The following is a 21,046-nucleotide window of genomic DNA, read 5'->3' as shown; positions in this document are numbered from 1 at the left end:
TTCGCCATGCGCCAAGCGCAATCACTGCACTTCTGCACTCATGACGGCGTCGAGCTGCACTATCGCCACTGGCCCGCCACGCGCAACGAACACCAACCGCGCCGGGCCGTGGTGATGTTCCATCGCGGCCACGAACACGGCGGGCGCATGGCCCACCTGGCCGATGAGCTGGACATGCCCGGCTACGACTTCTTCGCCTGGGACGCCCGTGGCCATGGCCAGTCGCCAGGGGCTCGCGGCGACAGCCCGGGCTTTGCCACCAGCGTGCGCGACGTGCAGACCTTCATCGAGCACATCCAGGCACAGCACGGCATCGCCGAGGCCGACATGGTGGTGCTGGCACAGAGCGTTGGCGCGGTACTGGTCGCCACCTGGGCCCACGATTATGCGCCAAAGGTACGTTGCCTGGTGCTTGCCTCGCCGGCCTTCAAGGTCAAGCTCTACGTACCCTTCGCCCGCCCCGGGCTGAAGCTGATGAAGGCCCTGCGCGGCAACTTCTTCGTCAACAGCTACGTCAAGCCGCGCCTGCTGACCCACGACCCGGAACGGGTCATGTCCTATGTCGCCGACCCGCTGATCAGCCGGCCCATCTCCGTCACCATGCTGCTGGGCCTGTACGACGCCGCCGACCGCGTGGTCGCCGATGCCCAGGCGATCCAGGTGCCGACGCAACTGCTGATCTCCGGCGCCGACCTGGTGGTCAAGCGCAAGCCGCAAGAGCAGTTCTTCGACCGCCTGGGCAGTACGCGCAAGGAAAAACACATCCTCCCCGGCTTCTTCCACGACACCCTCGGCGAACGCGACCGCGCCCATGCCCTGGCGCGGATCGAGCGCTTCGTCGCGCACTGTTTCGACGCACCGCAAGCGCAGCCCTCGCTGCTCGATGCCGACAAGAGCGGCGCCAGCTGCGCCGAGGCCGAGAGCCTGGCCGCGCCGTTGCCGCGCCACTCACCACGCGACCTCTACTGGCGTGCCACCCGCGCCGGCCTGCGCTTGGGCAAAGGCCTTTCCGAGGGGGTGAAGCTGGGCTTCGACACCGGTTTCGACTCGGGCTCGACCCTCGACTATGTCTACCGCAACACCCCGACCGGCAAGGGCAAGCTGGGCGAGCTGATCGACCGCAACTACCTGGATGCCATCGGCTGGCGTGGCATCCGCCAGCGCAAGCTGAATGTCGAGGAACTGCTGCGCCTGGCCATCGCCCGCCTGCGCGAACAGCAGCGCCCGGTGCATATCGTCGATATCGCCGCCGGACATGGCCGCTACATCCTCGAGGCGCTGCAAGGCCTGCAACAACTGCCCGACTCGATCCTGCTGCGCGACTACAGCGAACTGAACGTGGAACAGGGCAATGCCTTGATAACCGAGAAGGGCCTGGGCGAGATCGCCCGCTTCGTCCAGGGCGATGCCTTCGACCGCCCGAGCCTGGCCGCTCTCACCCCGCAGCCGACACTGGCGGTGGTCTCAGGCCTCTACGAACTGTTCCCCAGTAACCAGCTGGTCGGCAACTCGCTGGCGGGACTCGCCGATGCGGTCGAGGACGGTGGCTACCTGGTCTACACCGGTCAGCCCTGGCACCCGCAGCTGGAGATGATCGCCCGTGCCCTGACCAGCCACCGTGGCGGCCAGGCCTGGGTGATGCGGCGGCGCAGCCAGGCGGAGATGGACCAGTTGGTGGAGGCGGCAGGGTTTCGCAAGATTACCCAGCGCATCGACGAGTGGGGCATTTTCAGCGTCAGCCTGGCACAGCGGGTGCGCTGATGGCCCGTGAAACCGGGCTGATCCGCCGTGGCATCCTGTGGCTGTTGCTGCTCGGACCGTTCTTCTTTCTCAGCTATGGCATGGCCAATACCTACACCGCTGGCCGCGAGGACATTGGCAGCCTGGTGTTCGCCTGGGAACGGCAGATGCCGCTGTGGCCCTGGACGATCATCCCGTACTGGTCGATCGACCTGCTGTACGGTTTGTCGTTCCTGCTGCCGCGCTCGCGTTCGGAGATGGACCGCCATGCCCTGGCGCTGCTGACGGCGCAACTGATCTGCGTGGCCAGTTTCCTGTTCTGGCCGCTGCGTTTCACCTTCGAGCGCCCCGAGCTGTCGGGGCTGTTCGGCTGGCTGTTCGATGTGCTGATGGGTTTCGACAAGCCCTACAACCAGGCACCGTCGTTGCACATCGCGTTGCTGGTGATCATCTGGACGATGTTTGCCCGACATACGCAGCATCCTGCCTGGCGCTGGGTGGTGCATGGCTGGATGGGGCTGATCGGCCTGTCGGTGCTGACCACCTGGCAGCATCATTTCATCGATGTGCCGACCGGCGCGCTGGCGGGGTTTGTGTGCCTGTGGCTGTGGCCGCATAGCGGCCCGTTGCCCTGGCGACAGGCACGTCTGGCGCAGGACCCGAAACGTTGGCGCCTGGCGCTGCGCTATGGCCTGGGGACGGCCGTGCTGACGCTGTTGGCGATGAAACTGGGTGGTGGCGGGTTGTGGTTACTGTGGCCGGCGCTGTCATTGCTGCTGGTGGCGCTGAACTATGCCCTGTTCGGCGCCGCAGGTTTCCAGAAAGGCGCCGATGGGCGGCTGTCCGTGGCTGCCACCTGGCTGCTGGCGCCCTATCTGCTGTGCGCCTGGGTCAATTCGCGGCTTTGGACCTGGCGCCATCCGCAGGCGGATGAGGTGGCCGATGGCGTGTATCTCGGCAGAGTGCCGGGGCGCACTGAAGCATCTGCGTTCGCGGCGATTGTCGACCTGAGCGCGGAACTGCCCTGCCCCGCGATGACGACGCTGGAAACGCCGCAGGACTACCAGAGCCTGCCGACCCTGGACCTGATTGCCCCAGACCGGGAAATCCTGCAACAGGCCGCCAAGGCCATCGATCACCATCATCAACAAGGCCCGGTGCTGGTCTGCTGCGCCTTGGGCTACTCGCGCAGCGCCAGCGCCGTCGCCGCCTGGCTGCTGCTCAGCGGCCATTGTACCAGTGCCTCCCAGGCCGAAGCGCTGATTCGCCAGGCGCGCCCCGGTGTGGTCCTGCACCCGGCCCATCGCCTGGTATTGCATAACTTGGAGGCCCAGCCATGAGGCTGCTCCTCGTCGCCAGCCTGCTCGCCCGTGGCCGCCAGCTGGAGCGCCTGTCGGATGGCCTGACCCTGCTGGCCCTGGCCTGCACCCTGGCTCCTTTGCTCGGCCTACCATTGGCGCCGTTGCCGCACCTGCTCTGCGGCCTCTTGCTGCTGCTCGGCCTGGCCCACAAGTATTGGGCCCTGCGCGTCGCCCTGGACGCCGACCTGTTCGCCCGCATCGGCGCCAGCAGCGACCTGCCCGGCGACACCCAGGCCTTGGACCACGCCCTGTTCGACCTGCGCCTCAAGCCTGCAGCCAGCGACCCGCGCGACTGGCCGACCCGCAGCCGGGCCGCCCTGGCCCTGCTGCGCCGCCAGGCCCTGTGCCTGACCCTGCAGGTCGCATTAATGCTAATCCTCCCCTTCACCGGATAAGACCAATGCCATGCTCGCCAGCCTGACTGCCTTCGTCATCACCTCCGCCGCCCGCCTGATCACCGGCGCCCGCGCCCTGTGGCTGGGCTGCACGCCGCAACCGGTGCAGCGCCTGTACTTCGCCAACCACAGCAGCCATGGCGATTTCGTGCTGCTGTGGGCGGCGCTGCCCGAGCCGCTGCGCCGCCGCACCCGCCCCGTGGCGGGCGCCGACTACTGGTGCAAGCCGGGCATCCGCGACTTCCTGATCCGCCAGGTGTTCAACGGCGTGCTGATCGACCGCCAGCACGGCGCAAGCGAGGGCAACCCGCTGCAACCGGTGCTCGAGGCCTTCGCCCAGGGCGACTCGCTGATCTTCTTCCCGGAGGGCACGCGCAACCTGACCGACGACCCGTTGCTGCCATTCAAGAGCGGCCTGTTCCACCTGGCCTCGGCCAACCCGCAGGTCGAGCTGGTGCCGGTGTGGATCGCCAACCTCAACCGGGTCATGCCCAAGGGCCGCGCCCTACCGCTGCCACTGCTGTGCACCCTGAGCTTCGGCGAGCCGCTGCACCTGCAACCGGACGAGGGCAAGCACGCCTTTCTCGAGCGGGCCCGCCAGGCCCTGCTGAACCTGGCCCCGAAGGAAGCCTGAGATGGATCACAACACCCTGTCGCTGTTCGCCGGCATCGGCGCCCTGCTGCTGCTCGCCAGCCTGGTTGGCCGCCTGCTCAAATGGCGCGCCGGCCCCGCGCCGCACGCAGTGATCGACAACCTCAACGCGCGCATCAACGCCTGGTGGGTGATGGTGCTGGTGATCGGCATCGCCTTCCTGTTCGGCAAGTACGGCGTGATCGTGCTGTTCTACGGCGTGTCGTTCTATGCCCTGCGCGAGTTCATGACCCTCACCCCGACCCGACGCAGCGACTACCCGGCGCTGGTGGCGGCTTTCTATGTGGCGCTGCCGGTGCAGTACCTGCTGATCGCCATGGACTGGTACGGGCTGTTCAGTATCTTCATCCCGGTGTACCTGTTCCTGTTGCTGCCGATCCTGGCCAGCTTCGGAGGCGACACCACGCGCTTCCTCGAGCGCGCCTCCAAGGTACAGTGGGGCCTGATGATCGCGGTGTACTGCGTGTCGTCGGTGCCGGCGTTGATGACCCTGGACATTCCCGGCTACGAGGGTCGCAACCTGCTGCTGATCGCCTGGCTGATCCTGGTGGTGCAGATCAGCGACGTGCTGCAGTACGTGTGCGGCAAGCTGTTCGGCAAGCGCAAGGTGGCGCCGAACCTGTCGCCGTCGAAGACCGTCGAAGGCCTGGCCGGCGGTGTGGCGCTGGCCACCCTGGTCGGCGCCCTGCTGTGCTGGATCACCCCGTTCACCTTCTGGCAGGCGGCGCTGATGGCCTTGACTGTCAATGCCATGGGCTTCTTCGGCGGGCTGGTGATGTCGGCGATCAAGCGCGACCGCGGCGTGAAGGACTGGGGCCATATGATCGAAGGCCACGGCGGCATGCTCGATCGCATGGACTCGGTGTGTTTCGCCGCGCCGGTGTTCTTCCACTTCGTGCGTTACTGGTGGGCGTGAGCCACTGACAGTCCACAACCTGCAAGGCCCGAGCCCTGACATTGCGCGGGCAGACAGCTGGGCGTCGAGCCCAGGCAACTGCCCGTCTGGTGATGACTCTATGGTGACGCGTCATCTCACTTGTTGCCTGGAGCCACGCCATGTCCGATTTCATCACCGTCCTGCGCGAAACCTGCCCGACCCCGGTGGTCGACGCAACCAAGTGGAAGCGCATCGGCGGCGACCCGCACACCGTCAACCTCAATGCCTACCTGTCAGCCGACGGCAGCAAGATCATGGGCACCTGGATCTGCACGCCGGGCAAGTTCGAGGTCAACTATGAAAAGTGGGAGTACTGCCATTTCCTCGATGGCTATTGCATCGTCACCCCGGAAGGCGAGGAGCCGAAACACCTCAAAGCAGGTGATGTGTTCGTGATCGAACCGGGGATGAAGGGGACCTGGGAAGTGGTCGAGACGGTGCGCAAGTACTTCGTCTTCGCCTGACCCGCTCCCACGCTCACACAGTTTGCAAAAAAAATCGCGAACCCGATGTCCCTTCCCCAAGGTGCGCAGTTACAAGGGGAAGGGCCACCCGGCCCGCGATCAAGTCCACTCGCTCGTCAATCCTTCTTGCGGTACCCCTCGACGATCGCCGAGAAATCCTTGCCGCCTTCGCCGCGCAGGCTCATGGCCTGGTACAGCTGCTGGGCCACGGCGCCGAGGATCACCGGCTGGTGCGCCTGGCGCGCGGCCTCGGTGGCCAGCCCCAGGTCCTTGAGCATCAGCTCGGCACCGAAGCCGCCGGTGTAGCCGCGCGAAGCCGGGGCGGTCTCGATGATGCCCGGCCATGGGTTGTAGGTATCCGAACTCCAGCAACGCCCGGTGGAGCTGTTGATGATGCCGGCCAACACCTTGGTGTCGATGCCCAGCGCATTGCCCAGGGCCATGGCCTCGGACACACCGATCATCGAGATGCCCAGCAGCAGGTTGTTGCAGATTTTGGCGATCTGGCCGGTACCGACCTCGCCGCAGTGCACGATATTGCGGCCCATCTGCTCCAGCACCGGCTTGAGCGTGGCGAACAGCTCTGCGCTGGCGCCGACCATGAAGGTCAGGGTGCCGGCCGCCGCGCCGCCGGTACCACCGGAAACCGGCGCATCGCCCATGTCGATACCCTTGGCCGCTGCAGCCTTGGAGACCTCACGGGCGGTCTGCGGGTCGATGGTGCTGCAGTCCACGGTCGGAGTGCCGGGGCGGATGCCAGCCAGCACGCCGGTTTCTTCATCCAGGTACACGCCGCGCACATGGGCGGCGGCCGGCAGCATGGTGATCACAAGCTCGCTGTTGGCGGCTGCGTCCTTGGGTGACGTGCTGACCTGGCCACCCAGCTCCGCGAGTTCGGCCAGCACGGTCTTGTTCAGGTCGAACAAGTTCAGTTGGTGCCCGGCCTTGATCAGGTTGCGGGCCATGGGCGCGCCCATGTTGCCCAGGCCGATGAAAGCGATACGCATGGCGTTCTCCTTAGCGCAGGCTGATGGTGGTGTTCACACCGTCATTGACACTGTCGTCGTCGAACCAGCGGGCGGTGACGGTCTTGGTCTGAGTGTAGAACTGCACCACCTGCTTGCCGTACGGGCCGAGGTCGCCGAGCTTGGAGCCACGGGAACCGGTGAAGCTGAAGAACGGCACCGGCACCGGGATCGGGATGTTGATGCCGACCTGGCCGATATCGATCTCGCTCTGGAACTTGCGCGCCGCCGCGCCGCTCTGGGTGAACAGGCCGGTGCCGTTGCCGAACGGGTTGGCGTTGACCAGGGCGATGGCCTCGTCGAGGGTGTCGACCTCCAGGGTGACCAGCACCGGGCCGAAGATTTCCTGGGTGTAGACCTGCATGTCGGTCTTCACCCCGGAGAACAGGGTCGGGCCGACGAAGTTGCCCTGCTCGTAGCCCGGCACCTTCACATCGCGGCCGTCCAGTTCGAGCTTGGCGCCTTCCTTGATGCCGCTTTCGATCAGGCCCAGCACACGCTCCTTGGCGCGCTTGGAAACCACCGGGCCGACATCGGTGCCCGGCTCGTTGCCGGCGTTGACCTTGAGCTTGCTCGCCGCTTCCTTGATATCCGGCAGCCATTCGCGGGCCTTGCCCACCAGCACCGCCACGGAGGTGGCCATGCAGCGCTGGCCGGCCGCGCCGAAGGCGGCGCCGACCAGGGCGTTGATGGTCTGGGTGCGGTTGGCGTCGGGCAGCACCACGGCATGGTTCTTGGCGCCCATCATCGACTGCACGCGCTTGCCGTGCTGGCTGCCCAGGTTGTAGACGTGGGTGCCGACTTCGGTCGAGCCAACGAACGAGATCGCCTTGATGTCCTGGTGGGTGCAGATCGTGTCGACCACCTGCTTGCCGCCGTGCACCACGTTGAGCACGCCGGCCGGGATGCCGGCTTCCAGCGCCAGCTCGACCAGCATCATGGTCGACAGCGGGTCCTGCTCGGACGGCTTGAGCACGAAGGTGTTGCCGCAGACGATGGCCATCGGGAACATCCACAGCGGGATCATCGCCGGGAAGTTGAACGGGGTGATGCCGGCGCACACGCCGATCGGCTGGCGCAGGGTGTAGGTGTCGACACCGCCGGCGACGTTCTCGGCGAACTCGCCCATCTGCAGGGTGCCGATGGAGGCGGCGTGCTCGACCACCTCCAGGCCACGGAAGATATCGCCCTCGGCGTCGGCGAGGGTCTTGCCCTGTTCGGCGCTGAGGGTCACGGCGATGCGCTTGCTGTGTTCGCGGATCAGCGCCTGCAGCTTGAGCATGATGCGCATGCGCGCGCCGATCGGGGTGTCGCGCCAGGTCTTGAAGGCGCGCTCGGCGGCGGCCACGGCGGCGTTGACTTCCTCGACGGTGGCGAACGGCACCCGCGCCAGCACTTGCTGGGTCGCCGGATTGACGATGTCGCGCCATTCGGTGGTCTTGGACTCGACCCATTGGCCGTCGATCAGCAGCTTGACCTGCTCGACCTTGGTCTGGTCGGGCGTCTGGGGTGCGTTCATCTGCGCTCTCCTTGGAATTATTATCGGAACGAGGACGCCTACGCCGCAGCGAACGGGGTGGCGCTCAGGGGCTGAGTTCGAGTATAGATGTGCAAACATCCAACAAGAATGCACAAAAAAACCGGATCATCATGCAAAAAGACCTCACCTCCCTGAGCGCGCTGAACTGGGACGACCTCAAGTTCTTTCTTGAGGTGGCGCGCACCCGCAAGGCCAGCAGTGCGGCCAAGCGCCTGGCCGTGGACTACACCACGGTGTCGCGGCGCATCGGTTCACTGGAAGGGGCGCTGGGCACTTTGCTGTTCGAAAAATCACGGACCAACGGTTTCGTGCTCACCGCCGAGGGCCAGCGCCTGCTGGGCTATGCCGAGTCGATCGAGAGCACCCTGCACATGGCCTGCGAGCAGGTCTCGGGGTCGGGCGTGGCATTGTCGGGGCATGTGCGCATGGGCTGCACCGAAGGCTTCGGCAGCTTCTTCGTCACTGCGCAACTGAGCCACTTCGTCGATGCCTGGCCGGCGATCTCGGTGGATATCCTGCCGCTGCCGCACTTCATCAGCCTGTCCAAACGCGAGGCCGATATCGTCATCGCCCTGGAACGTCCGGAACATGGGCCTTATGTGTGCTGCAAGCTGTGCGATTACCGCCTGCGCCTGTATGCGACCCAGGACTATCTGGACAACCACGAGCCGATCCGCGAGATCGCCGACCTGGGCCGCCATCCGTTCATCAGCTACGTGGACGACCTGGCGTTCAGCTCGGAGCTGCTGTACCTGGCCAACCTGATCCCCAACGCCAACGCGCACCTGCGCAGCACCAGCGTGATCGCCCAGTACACGGCGGCCTTGCAGGGACGCGGGCTGGCGATCCTGCCGTGCTTCCTGGCGGCGCAGGATCCGCGACTGGTGACGCTGCTACCGGAGGAGATCGAGGTGACGCGGCAGTTCTGGATGTACTGCCGGGAGGATCTGCGCAAGCTCAAGCGGATCACCCTGCTATGGGATTACATTCGCGAGGTGACCGAGGCCAATGCGCCGTTGCTGATGGGCGAAACCCGCGAGATGAAATTCGCCCAGGGTTGAACTTGAGGGCTTGCCCCGCGATGGATGGCATGCAGCACTCAGTCCGACGCCACCACGATCGACACCCGCCGATTCTCCATGCGCCCAGCCGCGGTGCGGTTGTCCGCCACCGGCTGGCTGCTGCCCATGCCGCGGGTCTGGATGTTCTGCGGCTGCATGCCGATGCCGATCAACGCCTTGGCCACGCTCTGGGCACGGCGTTCGGAGAGCTGCTGGTTGTAGGCGGCCTTGCCCGAGGCGTCGGCATGGCCATCGATGCGCACACGCTGGATATCCACCGACAGCAGCGCCTTGCCGATACGCTCGACGATCGACTCGCTGGCGCTGTTGAGGCTGTCCAGGTCACTGCCGAACAGCACCTTGCCGGACAGGTCGAACGCCCAACCCTCGTCGGTCGGGGCGAAGCCCTCGCGCTTGAGCACGGCGACCTGCTCAGGGGTCAGTCCCTTGGGCGGTACGCTCTGGCAGCCGGCCAGAGCCAGTAGCGCCAGCAGCAGGGTGATTAACGGGAAACGCAGCACGGAAAAACGCTTGGTCACGGTTCAGCTCCTGTTCTTTGCATCAGTGGCGCAGCGTTCCGTCTGCGCCACTTGCCAATGGCCACGGCGATTGCGCTTGGCCTGGTACATCGCCGCATCGGCGGCATTGAGCAGACTGGCCGGGTCACGGCCATCGTCCGGGTAATAGGCGATACCGACGCTCAGCGAGGTGGTCAGGCTGGTGCCATCCTCAAGCTGCACCGGCAGCTTCATGCTGGCGACAATCTTCTCGGCGATGCGCTGGGCATCCTCGCGCGAGTGCAGCGGGGTCAGCAGCACGGCAAACTCGTCGCCGCCCAGGCGCGCCACCAGGTCATGCTCGCGCAGTTGCGCACGCACGCGGCTGGCCACGCTGATCAGCACTTCGTCCCCCACCGCATGGCCGAGGCTGTCGTTGATCTGCTTGAAGTGGTCGCTGTCGAGGAACAACAGCGCCAGATGGTCTTCGGTACGTGCGGCATTGCGCAGGCTGCGGCTCAGCCGCCCTTCGAAGAACGCGCGGTTGGGCAGGCCGGTGAGGCTGTCATGGCTGGCCTGGTGGGCGAGGCTTTCGTTCTCGCTCTGCAAATGGCTCTGCCAGACCTCCAGTTCATCGAGCAGGGCATTGAAGTCATTGCCCAGCTCGTTGAGCTCGGCGATCTGGGTCTGCGGCACCCGCCGGTCGAAACTGCGCTCGCGCCGCGCGGCGTGGGCAACGCTGGCCAGGTTACGCAAGGGGCGGATGATATCGCCGAACAGACGTCGCGACAGGTACAGCGCCAGCACCGCGCTGAGCACCGTGCACACCAGGATGCCCACCAGCCCGCTGAGCAGGAAGCGCACCAGGCTGCCACCCTGCCCGGTCAGCTCGATATGGCCGACCCGCTGGCCCATGTGCTGCACCGGCATGTTGATCGGTTCCTCCAGCAGGCTGCGCGCCACCTGGGACTGCAACTGCGCCATTACCCCCTGCTCGTCGCGTTGCCAGTGGGCGAGCAGGTCGCCATCGTTGTCGTACACCTTGGCGTCGGCCACTTCTTCGGTGGACGCGATCAGCGCCAGGGCCTCGTTGGCCGCGGCACTGTCGTCGAAGACCACGGCGGCCTCGACGGTGTAGTTGATGGAGCGGGCGATCAGGTGCAGGTTGTGGTTGGCATAGACGCGCAGCGCCGCCACCCCAAGCAGGGTCACCAGCACCCCGGCCAGGCCCGCGGCCAGCAAGGCCACGCTCAGGTGTCCCCGCCCGAGCACGGCGCGCAGGGTCGGCCGGCTGAAGCGCCTGGCTGAACGTTTCATGGCTGCCCCGCCCGCCGTCGCGACAATTGCAGCACGCTAGGGTGAATGCGCACGCCACTGCGTGCCACTGAGTCGAGGTTGACGTCGAACGCCACCTGCTGATCGCCGACCCGCAGGCAGAACAGGCTACCCACCGTGCACGGATCGTCGGCCTCGCTGATGCTCAGCACCGGGTGGCCGTTGATCCGCTGGAACAATCGCTCACGTTGCTGTTTGTCGAGCTTGCCGAGGTAGATGGCGTCGCAGGCACTGGCCACGCTCGGATCGTCAGCGAGCAGGCGGCGCACCTGCAGGGGTTGCCCGGACTGCTGCAGGTTGCCCTTGATCAGGTCGTCGGCGTATTCGGTCGGGCCGACCAGGCACAGGCGCAAGGGATTGGGGTCGGCAGGCCAGCGGGCGTAGCTGAGGATGCCCAGCACGACCTGGGTCACGGCCTTGGCTCGTAGCTTCACCTGCGCCTGCGATACGGCATTGTCCGCCCAGGCGGGCGCGCCGTTCGACAACAGCATGGCCATCAGCAACGAGAGCGCACAGCCCTTCACGCGTCCCAGGGCCGAGACAGCCACTGTCATGGGGGGAAATCTCACAAAATGTTTGCGGATAATGCCGCAACGATAGCATATCGGCGGCAAACTCCAGAGTCAGACTTGCTCCAGCATCAACCCCGAGACCCGCCGGACCTTGCGCCCCACCGCCTCCTCGAACACCCCGGCGCGCGGCTCGATGAGGCTGAAGCAATGCTTGGCGCGGGTGATGCCGGTGTACACCAGCTCCTTGGTCAGCACCGGGTTCAGCGCGTCGGGCAGCACCAGCGCGGTATGGCTGAATTCCGAGCCCTGGGACTTGTGCACGGTCATGGCGAACACCGTTTCCACCTCGCTGAGACGGCTGGGCAGTACGAAACGCACCCCACCGCTGCCATCGTTGCGCGGAAAAGCCACGCGCAGCAGCGCCTCGCCCTGCTCGTCCGGCAGGCGCAGGGCGATGCCGATATCGCCGTTCATCAGGCCGAGGCCATAGTCGTTGCGGGTGACCAGTACCGGACGCCCCTCGTACCAGGGTTGCTGGCTGTCGATCAGCCCGGCGTTGTGCAGCACCCGGGCGACCCGCTCGTTGAGGCCTTCGACGCCCCAGGCGCCCTTGCGCACGGCACAGAGCAACTGGAACGCCTCGAAGCTCTGCAGCACCTTGGCCGCCCAGCGCTCCCAGCGCGGATCGTCGCCTGGCGCGCCTGGAGGCGGGCGCAGGCGTCCGATGGTTCGCAGGTAGCCGCGATACCCTTGTGGCCCCTCGGGGCCTTGGTTGAGGCCATCGAGCAGCAGGCGGTCGAAGCGTTTGTCGTGCTCGCCACCCAGGGTCAGGCAATGGACATCCGCCGGTCGGGTCGCCAGCAGCGCTCGCGCCTCCAGGGCTTGCTGGCGATTGACCAGGCGCGCCAACTGGCCGATGCCGCTGCCTTCGCCGAAACGCCGCGAGTGGCGCAGCATCACGATCTGCTGGGCCAACGGATTGCGCTGGCCGTCGCCCGGCCTCAGGCCGATGTCGGCGAGCGACTGTCCGCCCACCTGCTCCAGCCAGGCCAGGGTCTGCGGCCAGTAGCCGCCATCCTCGGCGTCGCGGCACAGGTCGCCAAGCACCGCTCCGGCCTCCACCGAAGCGAGCTGGTCCTTGTCGCCCAGCAGCACCAGCCGCGCATTGGCCGGCAGGGCATCGAGCAGGTTGGCCATCATCTCCAGGTCGATCATCGAGGCTTCGTCGACTACCAGCACATCCAGGGGCAACGGGTTGCCGGCATGATGGCGGAAGTGCCGCGAACCCGGGCGGCTGCCCAGCAGGCGGTGCACGGTGCTGACCTCGGTGGGGATCTGCGCCCGCACCGCGCCATCCACCTGCAAGCGCTCCACCTGCTGGCCGATGGACTCGGTGAGGCGCGCCGCGGCCTTGCCGGTCGGCGCCGCCAGGCGGATGCGCAGCGGCCGGCCTTGCTCGACCGCAGGCCCCTGCAACAGCGCCAGCAGGCGTACCACGGTGGTGGTCTTGCCGGTCCCGGGGCCGCCGGTGATGACACTGAAGCCGGCACGAGTGGCCAGGGCGCAGGCCAGTTTCTGCCAATCCACCTCGCCTGCGCTCGAGCCACCTTCGAACAGTTGCGACAGACGTAGTGCCAGGTCGGCCGGCTGAGGCTGATGGCGCGCCAGGCGCTCATGCAGGGCATTGTCGATGCGCCGCTCGTAGGTCCAGTAGCGGCGCAGGTACAGGCGCTCGCCGCTGACCACCAGTGGCCTGGCACGCTGCTCGACGGTATCGCCTGCGGCAACCAGGGGACTCTCGGCGATCCGTTGCAACCAAGTGCCCAGCTCGAGGCTGGCCAGCAGCTGCGAAGGCAGCAGCAACGGCCCGGCCAGGGCATCGCCTTCCGGTGGCAGGGACAGGGCGAAGTCCGGCTCGGCGAGGGTCTGTTGCAGGTCGAGGCAGACATGGCCATGACCCAGCTGGTGGCTGGCCAAGGCGGCGGCCAGCAGCACCAGCGGATCGCTGCCCGGCGCCCGCTCCTCGAGGAAACTCACGAAAGCTCGGTCCAAAGCCCGCAGCCAGCCGCGCTCGACCCAGCGATCGAGCAATGCCAGCAAGTCCTGGCTGTGGCGCAGCGGCGCCAGGGCGCTCAGGTGCTCGGCCTGCAAGGGCGTGGGCAGCAGGTCGTCGAGGTTGCGGCTCATGGCGTGGCTCCGGCAAACAGGTCCTGTTGGGCGGGTTCTTGCTCCCCCCGGAACATCGCGTCGAGCTGTTCGATCAGCGCCCGGGGAGGCCGCGCATGATACAGCCCGTGGCCGGCCGAGGTGACCCCACGCAGGAAGATGAAAACGGCACCGCCGACATGCCGGTCGTAGTCGTAGTCGGGCAGGCGCGCGCGCAGCTGGCGATGCAGGGCCAGCAGGTAGAGCACGTACTGCAGGTCGTAACGGTGCTCGAGGATTGCCTGCTCCATGGCCAGGGCGCCGTAGGCCTCGGCGTCGGGGCCGAGCCAGTTGGACTTGTAGTCGGCCACGTAGTAGCGCCCGTCGAGTTCGAAGGCCAGGTCGATGAAGCCCTTGAACATGCCGTTGAGCACGGTCGGCTGGGCGGCCGCCCGCGTCATTCCAACGTGGGTGTGGCGCGCCACCAGATGGTCAAGGCGCACCGCGTCGACCTGATGGCTGGCGAACCAGAACTCCATTTCGACCTGGTAGCGCTCGAGGCCTGCGAGGGTCAAGGTGGCCCCTTGCAACGGCATGGGCTGGACCAGCAGTTGCTGCAACCATTGGGTCAGCGTGGGAATCCAGCCTGTCCAGTCGCGTCGGTTGCAGCGCTGGCCCACGGTGCGTTCGATCACCGGCCCTTGGGCGGCGACCTCGGCGAACCCTTCGCGCCCCGCCCATTCGAGCAGGCCGTGGAGGAAAGTGCCCGGATTCGGCCCACGGGGGAAGCGGTGGATATCGCCCGCCTCGGCCGGCACCTCACGCAGCGACTGGCTGTCCAGCACCTCGTCGTCCAGCAATTGCTGGGCCTGGGAGCTGTCGGCGACCAGGGTCTGGTCGCCCACCCGCAAGGCACTGTACGAGGCGATCCACCAGTGTTCCGCAGCGGCCCGACGAGGCTTGCGCGGCGGCAGCAGCTCGCGCTGGCTGTCCGGCGTGCGGTAGCACAGGGCCTGTACCTCAGGCAGCGGACCATGGGTGATGGCCGGATTACCGGCCGCCAGGGTGGCGAGCCATTCGCCCAGCTGGCTGGAAGCCGCCAACGACAGGCCGCCACCCAGCAGGTAGCCCAAGGCCGAACGATGCAACTGCGAACTGCGCTGGGTGCCGCGCTTGAGGTCGGCAACGCCCAGCCAGCAGGCATGCTGGGCACGGGTCAGGGCGACGTAGAGCAGACGCAGGTCCTCGGCCAGGCGTTCGTCGTCGGCGCGCTCGATCTGCGCGGCGTCCGGTGTCAGGGTCAGGTGCGCCACGCCCTGGTCATCGTGCCAGCCCAGGGGCAGGCGCTGGCCATCCACCGGCTTGCTGGTGCAGATGAACGGCAGGTACACCAAGGGGTATTCCAGGCCCTTGGACTTGTGGATGGTCACCACCTTGACCAGTTGCTCGTCGCTTTCCAGGCGCAGGATCTGCTCTTCTCCGGCTTGCCCTGCGTTGGCCAGGTGCTCGGTGAGATGACGGATCAGCGCCTGCTCGCCATCCAGCTCACCCGCGGCCTGCTGCAGCAGTTCAGCCAGGTGCAGCAGGTTGGTCAGCACCCGCTCGCCGTCGCTGCGGCCCATCAGCGCCCGCGGCAGCTGGAAGTCGTGCAGCAGGCGCCGCAGCATCGGCAGCACGCCCTGGCGTTGCCAGATGTCGCGGTAGCGGCGAAAACGCATAACCCAGTTTTCCCAGACCCGCTCATCCTGGTTCAGGCGCTCCAGTTCGATAAGCGGCAGGTCGAGGGTCAGGCTGGCCAGAGCGGCCTTGAGCATGCGCTCCGAGTCTGGCTCGGCGCAGGCCTTGAGCCAGGCCAGCAGGTCATGGGCCTCCTGGGCGGCGAACACCGAATCCTTGTCCGACAGGTATACGCTGCGCACATCGCGAGCCGCCAACTCGGCGCGGACCAGCTGGGCCTCGCGACCGTCGCGCACCAGGATGGCGATATCGGAAGGCAAGCAGGGTCGCAGCTTGCCGGCGGCATCGGCGAAACCGCTGACGCCTTGCTGACCACCTTCGAGCAGCTCGACGATATGGCTGGCGCAACTGGCCGCCAGTTGCTGGCGATACGTTGTACTGGACACCGGCTCGTCGCTCTCCAGCTGCCAGCAATGCAGGGCCGCGCTGGGCTGCCCGGCGATCAGCAGTTGCTCGCCACGACCCTTGGCGCGCACTTCGACGAAGGGCAGCGGGTTGTCGCCCTGGGCACGGAACAGGAAGGCGCCACGGCCCTCGGCGCGTTCCTCGGCCTGCAGGAACACACGGTTGACCGCCGCGACCATGGCCTGGCTGGAGCGGTAGTTGGTGTCCAGGCTGTGCAGGCGCCCGGCGGTGGCACGGCGCGCGGCCAGGTAGGTGAAGATGTCGGCGCCACGGAAGGCATAGATCGCCTGCTTGGGGTCGCCGATCATGAACAAGCCGGTGTCCGGGTTGTTCTCGGTGATGCGGTAGATGCGCTCGAAGATCCCGTACTGGACGGGGTCGGTGTCCTGGAACTCGTCGATCAACGCGACCGGGAACTGCTCACGGATCAACGCGGCCAGGCGCTGACCGGAGTCGCTGCCCAGGGCATGTTCCAGGCGCAGCAACATGTCGTCGAAGCCCATTTCGGCGCGGCGACGTTTCTCCACCTCGAAGCGCGCCGATACCCAGGCGGCGGCATGCTCCAGCAACCGTGCGTCGGGGCTGGCCAGCCCCTGCAACTGCTCGCGCAAGGACTCCATGGCCCGCAGCGCCGGGTGTTGCGGCGGCTCGCCGGACTTCCAGGCCTCGGCCAGGCCAGCGGGCGTCAGACGGGTGAAGCCGGTGCCCAGGTCCAGTTCCATGGCCTGCTCATCACCGGCCCAGGCCCGCAGCTTGTCGAACCAGGGCTCGAAATAGCGTGCCTGCAACTTGCGCCCGTCGGCCTGCTTGGCCGCCACGGCATCGCGGCAGATCTGCTGCAGCTCGTCGGCCCAGGCGCCCCAAGGCGCCTTGAGTTGGGCCAATTGCTCGGTGCGCTGGCGCAGGGTCGCCTCGATCAACGACTGCGGGTCTTGCTCGTCCTCCTGGCCACGGACACGGCCAAACAGCGGTCTGATCCTCGGCAACAAGGCATCGGGGCTGCCCCAGTTGCCACGCACCCAGGCCAGTGACTCGCCGCGCATGCCGTAGCAGAAGCGCCGCCAGTAGTCGCGCATGACCTGGCCCAGCAGTTCGCTGTGATCGGTCTCCAGGCTCTGGGTGAACAGGCTGCCACTGTCGAAGGCGTGCTCGCGCAGCATGCGCTGGCACCAGCCGTGGATGGTCGAGACAGCGGCCTCGTCCATCCACTGCACGGCGATCTCAAGGCGGCTGGCGCAGCGTGGCCATTGCTCCTGTGGGTAATCGTCGCGCAGCAGATGCAGCAGCGGGTCGGCACCGTCCAGCTCGCCGCGGAAGAAACGCGCCGCCTCGGCCAGGCGCGCGCGAATACGCTCGCGCAGCTCCTTGGTGGCCGCGTCGGTGAAGGTCACCACGAGGATCTGCGGTGGCAGCAGCTCGCGGCTGAAACCCTGCTCGCCGCCATGGCCGAGTATCAGACGCAGGTACAAGGCCGATATGGTGAACGTCTTGCCGGTGCCGGCGCTGGCTTCGATCAGCTGGCTGCCGTGCAGGGGGAAACTCAGCGCCAGGGGGCGGGCTTGGGTCATTGGGCGTTCTCCGGGTTACCCAGGGTCTGCCAGGGCGCTGCGAACAAGGGGCGATACAAGGCTTCGCACCAGCCTTCGAAGGTTTCGTCGAGGGCCAGCGCGGCGAAGTCACGATACTGGCGGGCCAGGGCCAGGCTTTCGCTGCGCTCGCCGAAGTTGTTCTGGCCGTCACCCTCATAGGCGCGGATCGCGGCGGCCGTCGCCTTGTCCGGGTCCTCCTGGGCCAGCCAGGCGAAGGCGGTCTTGGCCGCCACCGGCAAGGGCGCGTTCATACCCGCCTGGCGTGCCACCAGCAGTTCGCCCAGGCGCTCTGCCGCCTCGCCCTGAGGCAACGGGGCCAACAACAGGGTCAGGTCACTGGCCACCAGCGCGCTGTGCAACGGGTAGCCAGAAGCACAGGCAGCAAGGTGCATCACCCAGGTCGGCACCAGCCGGTGCCACTTCAGGCTGTTGCGTCCAGCACTGAGGGTATTGGGCACGGTGGCGATGCTCAACAGGCTCTGGTCCTCGGCCTGGTACACCTGGCCAAGCCAGCCCTCCAAGCGCAGCGGCCCCTGTTCGAAATGGATCGGCATGGCGCCCTCGACCCGGGTTGGCCAGCGCTGCAGCAGTTGCCGATGGCGTTGCAGCAAGTCCGGCAGCGGCTGAATCAACTCGGCCTGCAAGGCTTCGCCGAAGCCTGCCAGCGGCAACATCCCGCAGGCCTGGAGACGTCGGGCCTGGCCCTGCAACGCCTGCTCGGCGTTGTCCGGATCGGCCAGCGCGGCGCCGAGCAGGCTTTCGCTCAGGCCATAGCGTTGCAGAGCGTCCAGCACGAAGGGTTCTTCGTCCGGGGTCGGTGCCTCCAGGGCCTCGAAGAACACTTTCAGGCGCTGGCTGAAGAAATGCCGGACCGGATGGCGCAGGAAGTCCTGAAGCTGCACCAGGTTGAGCGGCTCATCGCTGGTGTAGGGCGACAGTGCGACAGGCACCTGCGCTTCGTCCTCGGCCTGGTGCAACGCCAACCATTCATGGGCGAAGCTGAACAACGGGCTGCCCTTCTGGAAGTAGCGCTGGCTGAACGGCTGCAATGGGTGCTCCTGGGTCAGGGCATGCAACAGCTGCTGCCCAGGGTCGTCGCGTTGGCCGGTCTTGGCGCCGGCGAGCTGCCAGCCGGCGGCCAGGTGATCGCGCAACTGCCCGATCAGCACCGAGGACGGTCGCTCGCTGTTGTCGCGGATGCTGTGCCCGACCCAGCTGACATAAAGCTGGTCACGTGCAGAGAGCAAGGCCTCGAGCAACAGATAACGGTCATCCTCCCGACGCGAACGGTCCCCTGGTCGGTAGTCGCTGGCCATCAGGTCGAAGTCGAGGGGCGGCTGGGCACGCGGGTAGTCACCGTCGTTCATGCCCAGCAGGCAGACCACCCTGAACGGGATGGCGCGCATGGGCATCAGCGTGCAGAAGTTCACCGAGCCGGCCAGGAAGCGCTGGGACAACTTGCCCTGGTCCAGCCCGGACAGCCAGGCTTCGCGCACCACGGTCAGTGGCAGCAAATCGTGCAGGCCGACCGCGTCGCAGGTTTCCAGCCAGGTGTCGCGCAGGTCCTGTAGCTGTACCAGGAGCAGTTCGTCATGCTCGTTTTCGGCCAGGAAGAAGATCTGCAGCAACGCATGCAGTCGTGCCCCCCAATCCGTCGCCGAGGCCGGCTGTGAGAGCGCCTGGCAGGCAATGTCCAGAGCATCGAGCAACGCCACCAACGGGCCGATCAGCGCGGCGTCGAGGCCGCCGATCTCATCGTACGGCTCGATACCGTCACAGCCTTCGCCCACGCCGACTGCGTACCCCAACAGCATGCGCCGCAGGCCGAAGCGCCAACTGTTCTGCTCAAGACCCTCGGGCAGGCCAAGGCTGGCGCGTTGCTCGGCGCTCAACCCCCAACGGATACCGGCGCCTTCGATCCAGCGGTGCAGGGTTGGAAGGTCGCTTTCCTGAATGGCGAAGCGGGCGCGCACTGCCGGCACGTCCAGCAGGTCGAGCACTTCGCTGACGGCGAAACGGCTGTCGGGCAGCTTGAGCAGATGCTCCAGGGCGATCAGCAGTGGGTCGCGGCCACGCTGGCCCTGGTCGGTCAGGGTGAACGGGATGTAACGCGGATCGTTGCGGTCGAGCTGGCCGAATACGGCACGGATATGCGGTGCGTAGGTGTCGATAGCCGGCAGCATGACAATGACGTCGCGAGGCCGCAGCGTGGGGTCGGCACTGAAGCGGGCCAGCAACTGATCGTGCAGGATTTCCACTTCGCGCTGCGGACTGTGGGCCAGGTGGAAACGTACGGAGCGGTCCTTGGCCGGGTCGACCGCCGGCCACTGCTCGCGGGTCTCGGCCAGGGGGCGCAACTCGAGGATATCGTCCTGCAGCTGGTTGAGAAGGGTCTTCGGTTCACCTTCACTGAACAGGTCGATGCGTCCGTCGCTGAACACGCCCTGGTAACTGCCGGGATCGTCGTAGCTGTCGAGCAGGTTGATGTAGTCGCGCCCCTGCTTGCCCCAGGCGGCCAACAACGGGTGTGCATGTTGGTGCAGCAGCTCGTCGTCCAATTGCAGGGGCATGCCCTGCTTGCGTTGCTGGCGCTTGTACTGGTGTCGCAGCAGGTCCTTGTCGGCGACGATATCGCCCCAGTGGTGGCGGCAGGGGTTGTGCACGCACAGCAACACCTGGCTGAAGCGGGCAAGACCTGCCAAAGCCTCGAGGATCTGGGCAGGCAGCGACGAAATGCCGAACACGATCAGCCGCGCCGGCAGCCCGGCGGGGGCCTGTTCCAGGCCGTTGATCCGCTCGATGAAACGTTGATGCACCCCGGCCCGGCTCTGGGCCATGCCCGCCTCGCCCACGTCTTCCAGCAGAATCCGCCACAGCTCGGCCTGCCAGCGATTGCCGGCGGCCAGCGGCTTGCGCTCACCCCGTGCGGTGTTGAGCACATGGGCACCACTTGCCCAGTCCTTCAGCCAGTCGGCACGGTAGACCTGGTACTGGTCGAAGAGGTCGGCAAGGCGCTCGGCCAACTGATAGCGCTTGCGCAGGTCGCTGTCATCGGTAAGGAAGCGGCGCAGGGGCTCGAAGTGCGGGCGTTCGATCACTTCCGGGAGCAGGCGCATCAGGCGCCAGGTCAGGGGCGCCTTGTCCAGCAGTGACACCTCGGGGATTTCGTCGCGCCCCAGCACGCGACGGTACAGCTGCCACATGAAGCTACCCGGAAGCTGCACATCGATGGCGGCTGCGATCCCGCAACCGCCCTGATCGTCGTCCTGTGGGTCCTCGGCCAAGGCCAGTTTCAGCCATTGGGCGATACCGTTGCTCTGCACCAGGGCGATTTCGTTTTCCAGCGGCGCCAGGGGGTAACGGCGCATCACGCTCACCACCAGATTGCGCAGGTCGTCCAGGCGGTTGCCCTGAACGATCATGAAGCCTGGGTGAAGTGAGGTGGTCTGGGGCATTGGCTGGTCTCGGGGAGCGGTTGATGCAGAGGAGAAACCTTATCACGGAGGCAGCCGACGCGTTCCCCCTGTCGGAACGGCATTGGCTTTTGGGCAAGCGGAAAAGACAAAACCCCTACCTGCTCGCGCAGATAGGGGTTTTGCGAAATGAATCTTGACGATGACCTACTCTCACATGGGGAAGCCCCACACTACC

General features: G+C 66.5%; 15 protein-coding genes. 7 read left to right on the top strand and 8 right to left on the bottom strand.

The annotated features are described in order from the left end of the window. Window positions 1–6 precede the first annotated feature (6 nt). The 6 genes from AC25ND_RS24065 to AC25ND_RS24040 all read left to right on the top strand — a co-directional run bounded on the left by AC25ND_RS24065 (window position 7) and on the right by AC25ND_RS24040 (window position 5,549). Complete coding sequence (locus AC25ND_RS24065) at window positions 7–1,761, top strand: bifunctional alpha/beta hydrolase/class I SAM-dependent methyltransferase (RefSeq protein WP_062362133.1); 1,755 nt, start codon at window positions 7–9, stop codon at window positions 1,759–1,761. Continuing rightward, window positions 1,761–3,080 (top strand): phosphatase PAP2/dual specificity phosphatase family protein, encoded by a 1,320-nt coding sequence (locus AC25ND_RS24060; RefSeq protein WP_186597650.1) that lies wholly within the window; start codon window positions 1,761–1,763, stop codon window positions 3,078–3,080. Before AC25ND_RS24065 ends, AC25ND_RS24060 begins: the two co-directional genes overlap by 1 nt. Then, window positions 3,077–3,496: a hypothetical protein gene (locus tag AC25ND_RS24055; RefSeq protein ID WP_028691316.1), complete on the top strand. Its 420-nt coding sequence runs from the start codon at window positions 3,077–3,079 to the stop codon at window positions 3,494–3,496. The genes AC25ND_RS24060 and AC25ND_RS24055 overlap by 4 nt, the downstream gene beginning before the upstream one ends. A 10-nt stretch (window positions 3,497–3,506) precedes the next feature. Then, window positions 3,507–4,130 carry a lysophospholipid acyltransferase family protein gene (locus AC25ND_RS24050; protein ID WP_062362143.1) on the top strand — a complete coding sequence of 208 codons (624 nt, stop codon included), beginning with the start codon at window positions 3,507–3,509 and terminating at the stop codon, window positions 4,128–4,130. A gap of 1 nt (window position 4,131) precedes the next feature. Beyond that, window positions 4,132–5,064, top strand: coding sequence for a phosphatidate cytidylyltransferase (locus tag AC25ND_RS24045; protein WP_023631694.1), 933 nt, complete (start codon window positions 4,132–4,134; stop codon window positions 5,062–5,064). Between the two features lie 140 nt (window positions 5,065–5,204). Continuing rightward, window positions 5,205–5,549 carry a cupin domain-containing protein gene (locus AC25ND_RS24040; protein WP_023631693.1) on the top strand — a complete coding sequence of 115 codons (345 nt, stop codon included), beginning with the start codon at window positions 5,205–5,207 and terminating at the stop codon, window positions 5,547–5,549. 116 nt (window positions 5,550–5,665) lie between these two features. On the opposite strand, the gene mmsB is transcribed toward AC25ND_RS24040, so the two are convergent. Next, window positions 5,666–6,556 (bottom strand): 3-hydroxyisobutyrate dehydrogenase, encoded by an 891-nt coding sequence (mmsB, locus tag AC25ND_RS24035; protein WP_028691313.1) that lies wholly within the window; start codon window positions 6,554–6,556, stop codon window positions 5,666–5,668. A gap of 10 nt (window positions 6,557–6,566) precedes the next feature. After that, window positions 6,567–8,093: a CoA-acylating methylmalonate-semialdehyde dehydrogenase gene (locus AC25ND_RS24030; RefSeq protein ID WP_028691312.1), complete on the bottom strand. Its 1,527-nt coding sequence runs from the start codon at window positions 8,091–8,093 to the stop codon at window positions 6,567–6,569. A 131-nt stretch (window positions 8,094–8,224) separates the two neighbouring features. Between AC25ND_RS24030 and AC25ND_RS24025 the strand changes: the two genes are divergently transcribed. After that, window positions 8,225–9,175, top strand: a complete 951-nt coding sequence (locus AC25ND_RS24025; RefSeq protein ID WP_028691311.1) for a LysR family transcriptional regulator — start codon at window positions 8,225–8,227, stop codon at window positions 9,173–9,175. 38 nt (window positions 9,176–9,213) lie between these two features. On the opposite strand, the gene yfiB is transcribed toward AC25ND_RS24025, so the two are convergent. The 6 genes from yfiB to recC form a co-directional block, all read right to left on the bottom strand. Then, complete coding sequence (yfiB, locus tag AC25ND_RS24020) at window positions 9,214–9,714, bottom strand: outer membrane lipoprotein YfiB (RefSeq protein WP_028691310.1); 501 nt, start codon at window positions 9,712–9,714, stop codon at window positions 9,214–9,216. A gap of 3 nt (window positions 9,715–9,717) precedes the next feature. Continuing rightward, window positions 9,718–10,989: a diguanylate cyclase DgcN/YfiN gene (gene dgcN / locus AC25ND_RS24015; protein ID WP_028691309.1), complete on the bottom strand. Its 1,272-nt coding sequence runs from the start codon at window positions 10,987–10,989 to the stop codon at window positions 9,718–9,720. After that, a complete protein-coding gene (yfiR, locus tag AC25ND_RS24010) occupies window positions 10,986–11,561 on the bottom strand; it encodes a regulatory sequestration protein YfiR (protein WP_028691308.1) in 576 nt (191 codons plus the stop codon). The genes dgcN and yfiR overlap by 4 nt, the downstream gene beginning before the upstream one ends. Before the next feature lie 69 nt (window positions 11,562–11,630). Next, entirely contained in the window at window positions 11,631–13,706 is a 2,076-nt protein-coding gene (recD, locus tag AC25ND_RS24005; protein WP_186597648.1) for an exodeoxyribonuclease V subunit alpha, read from the bottom strand. Next, complete coding sequence (gene recB / locus AC25ND_RS24000; RefSeq protein WP_186597646.1) at window positions 13,703–17,374, bottom strand: exodeoxyribonuclease V subunit beta; 3,672 nt, start codon at window positions 17,372–17,374, stop codon at window positions 13,703–13,705. The genes recD and recB overlap by 4 nt, the downstream gene beginning before the upstream one ends. Next, window positions 17,371–20,850: an exodeoxyribonuclease V subunit gamma gene (gene recC, locus AC25ND_RS23995; RefSeq protein ID WP_062362154.1), complete on the bottom strand. Its 3,480-nt coding sequence runs from the start codon at window positions 20,848–20,850 to the stop codon at window positions 17,371–17,373. The genes recB and recC overlap by 4 nt, the downstream gene beginning before the upstream one ends. Window positions 20,851–21,046: the final 196 nt, after the last annotated feature.

This window comes from Pseudomonas sp. P110(2024) (genome assembly GCF_057480795.1).
Note: the sequence above shows the minus strand (reverse complement) of the source record. Positions and strands in the feature narration are given on the sequence as shown.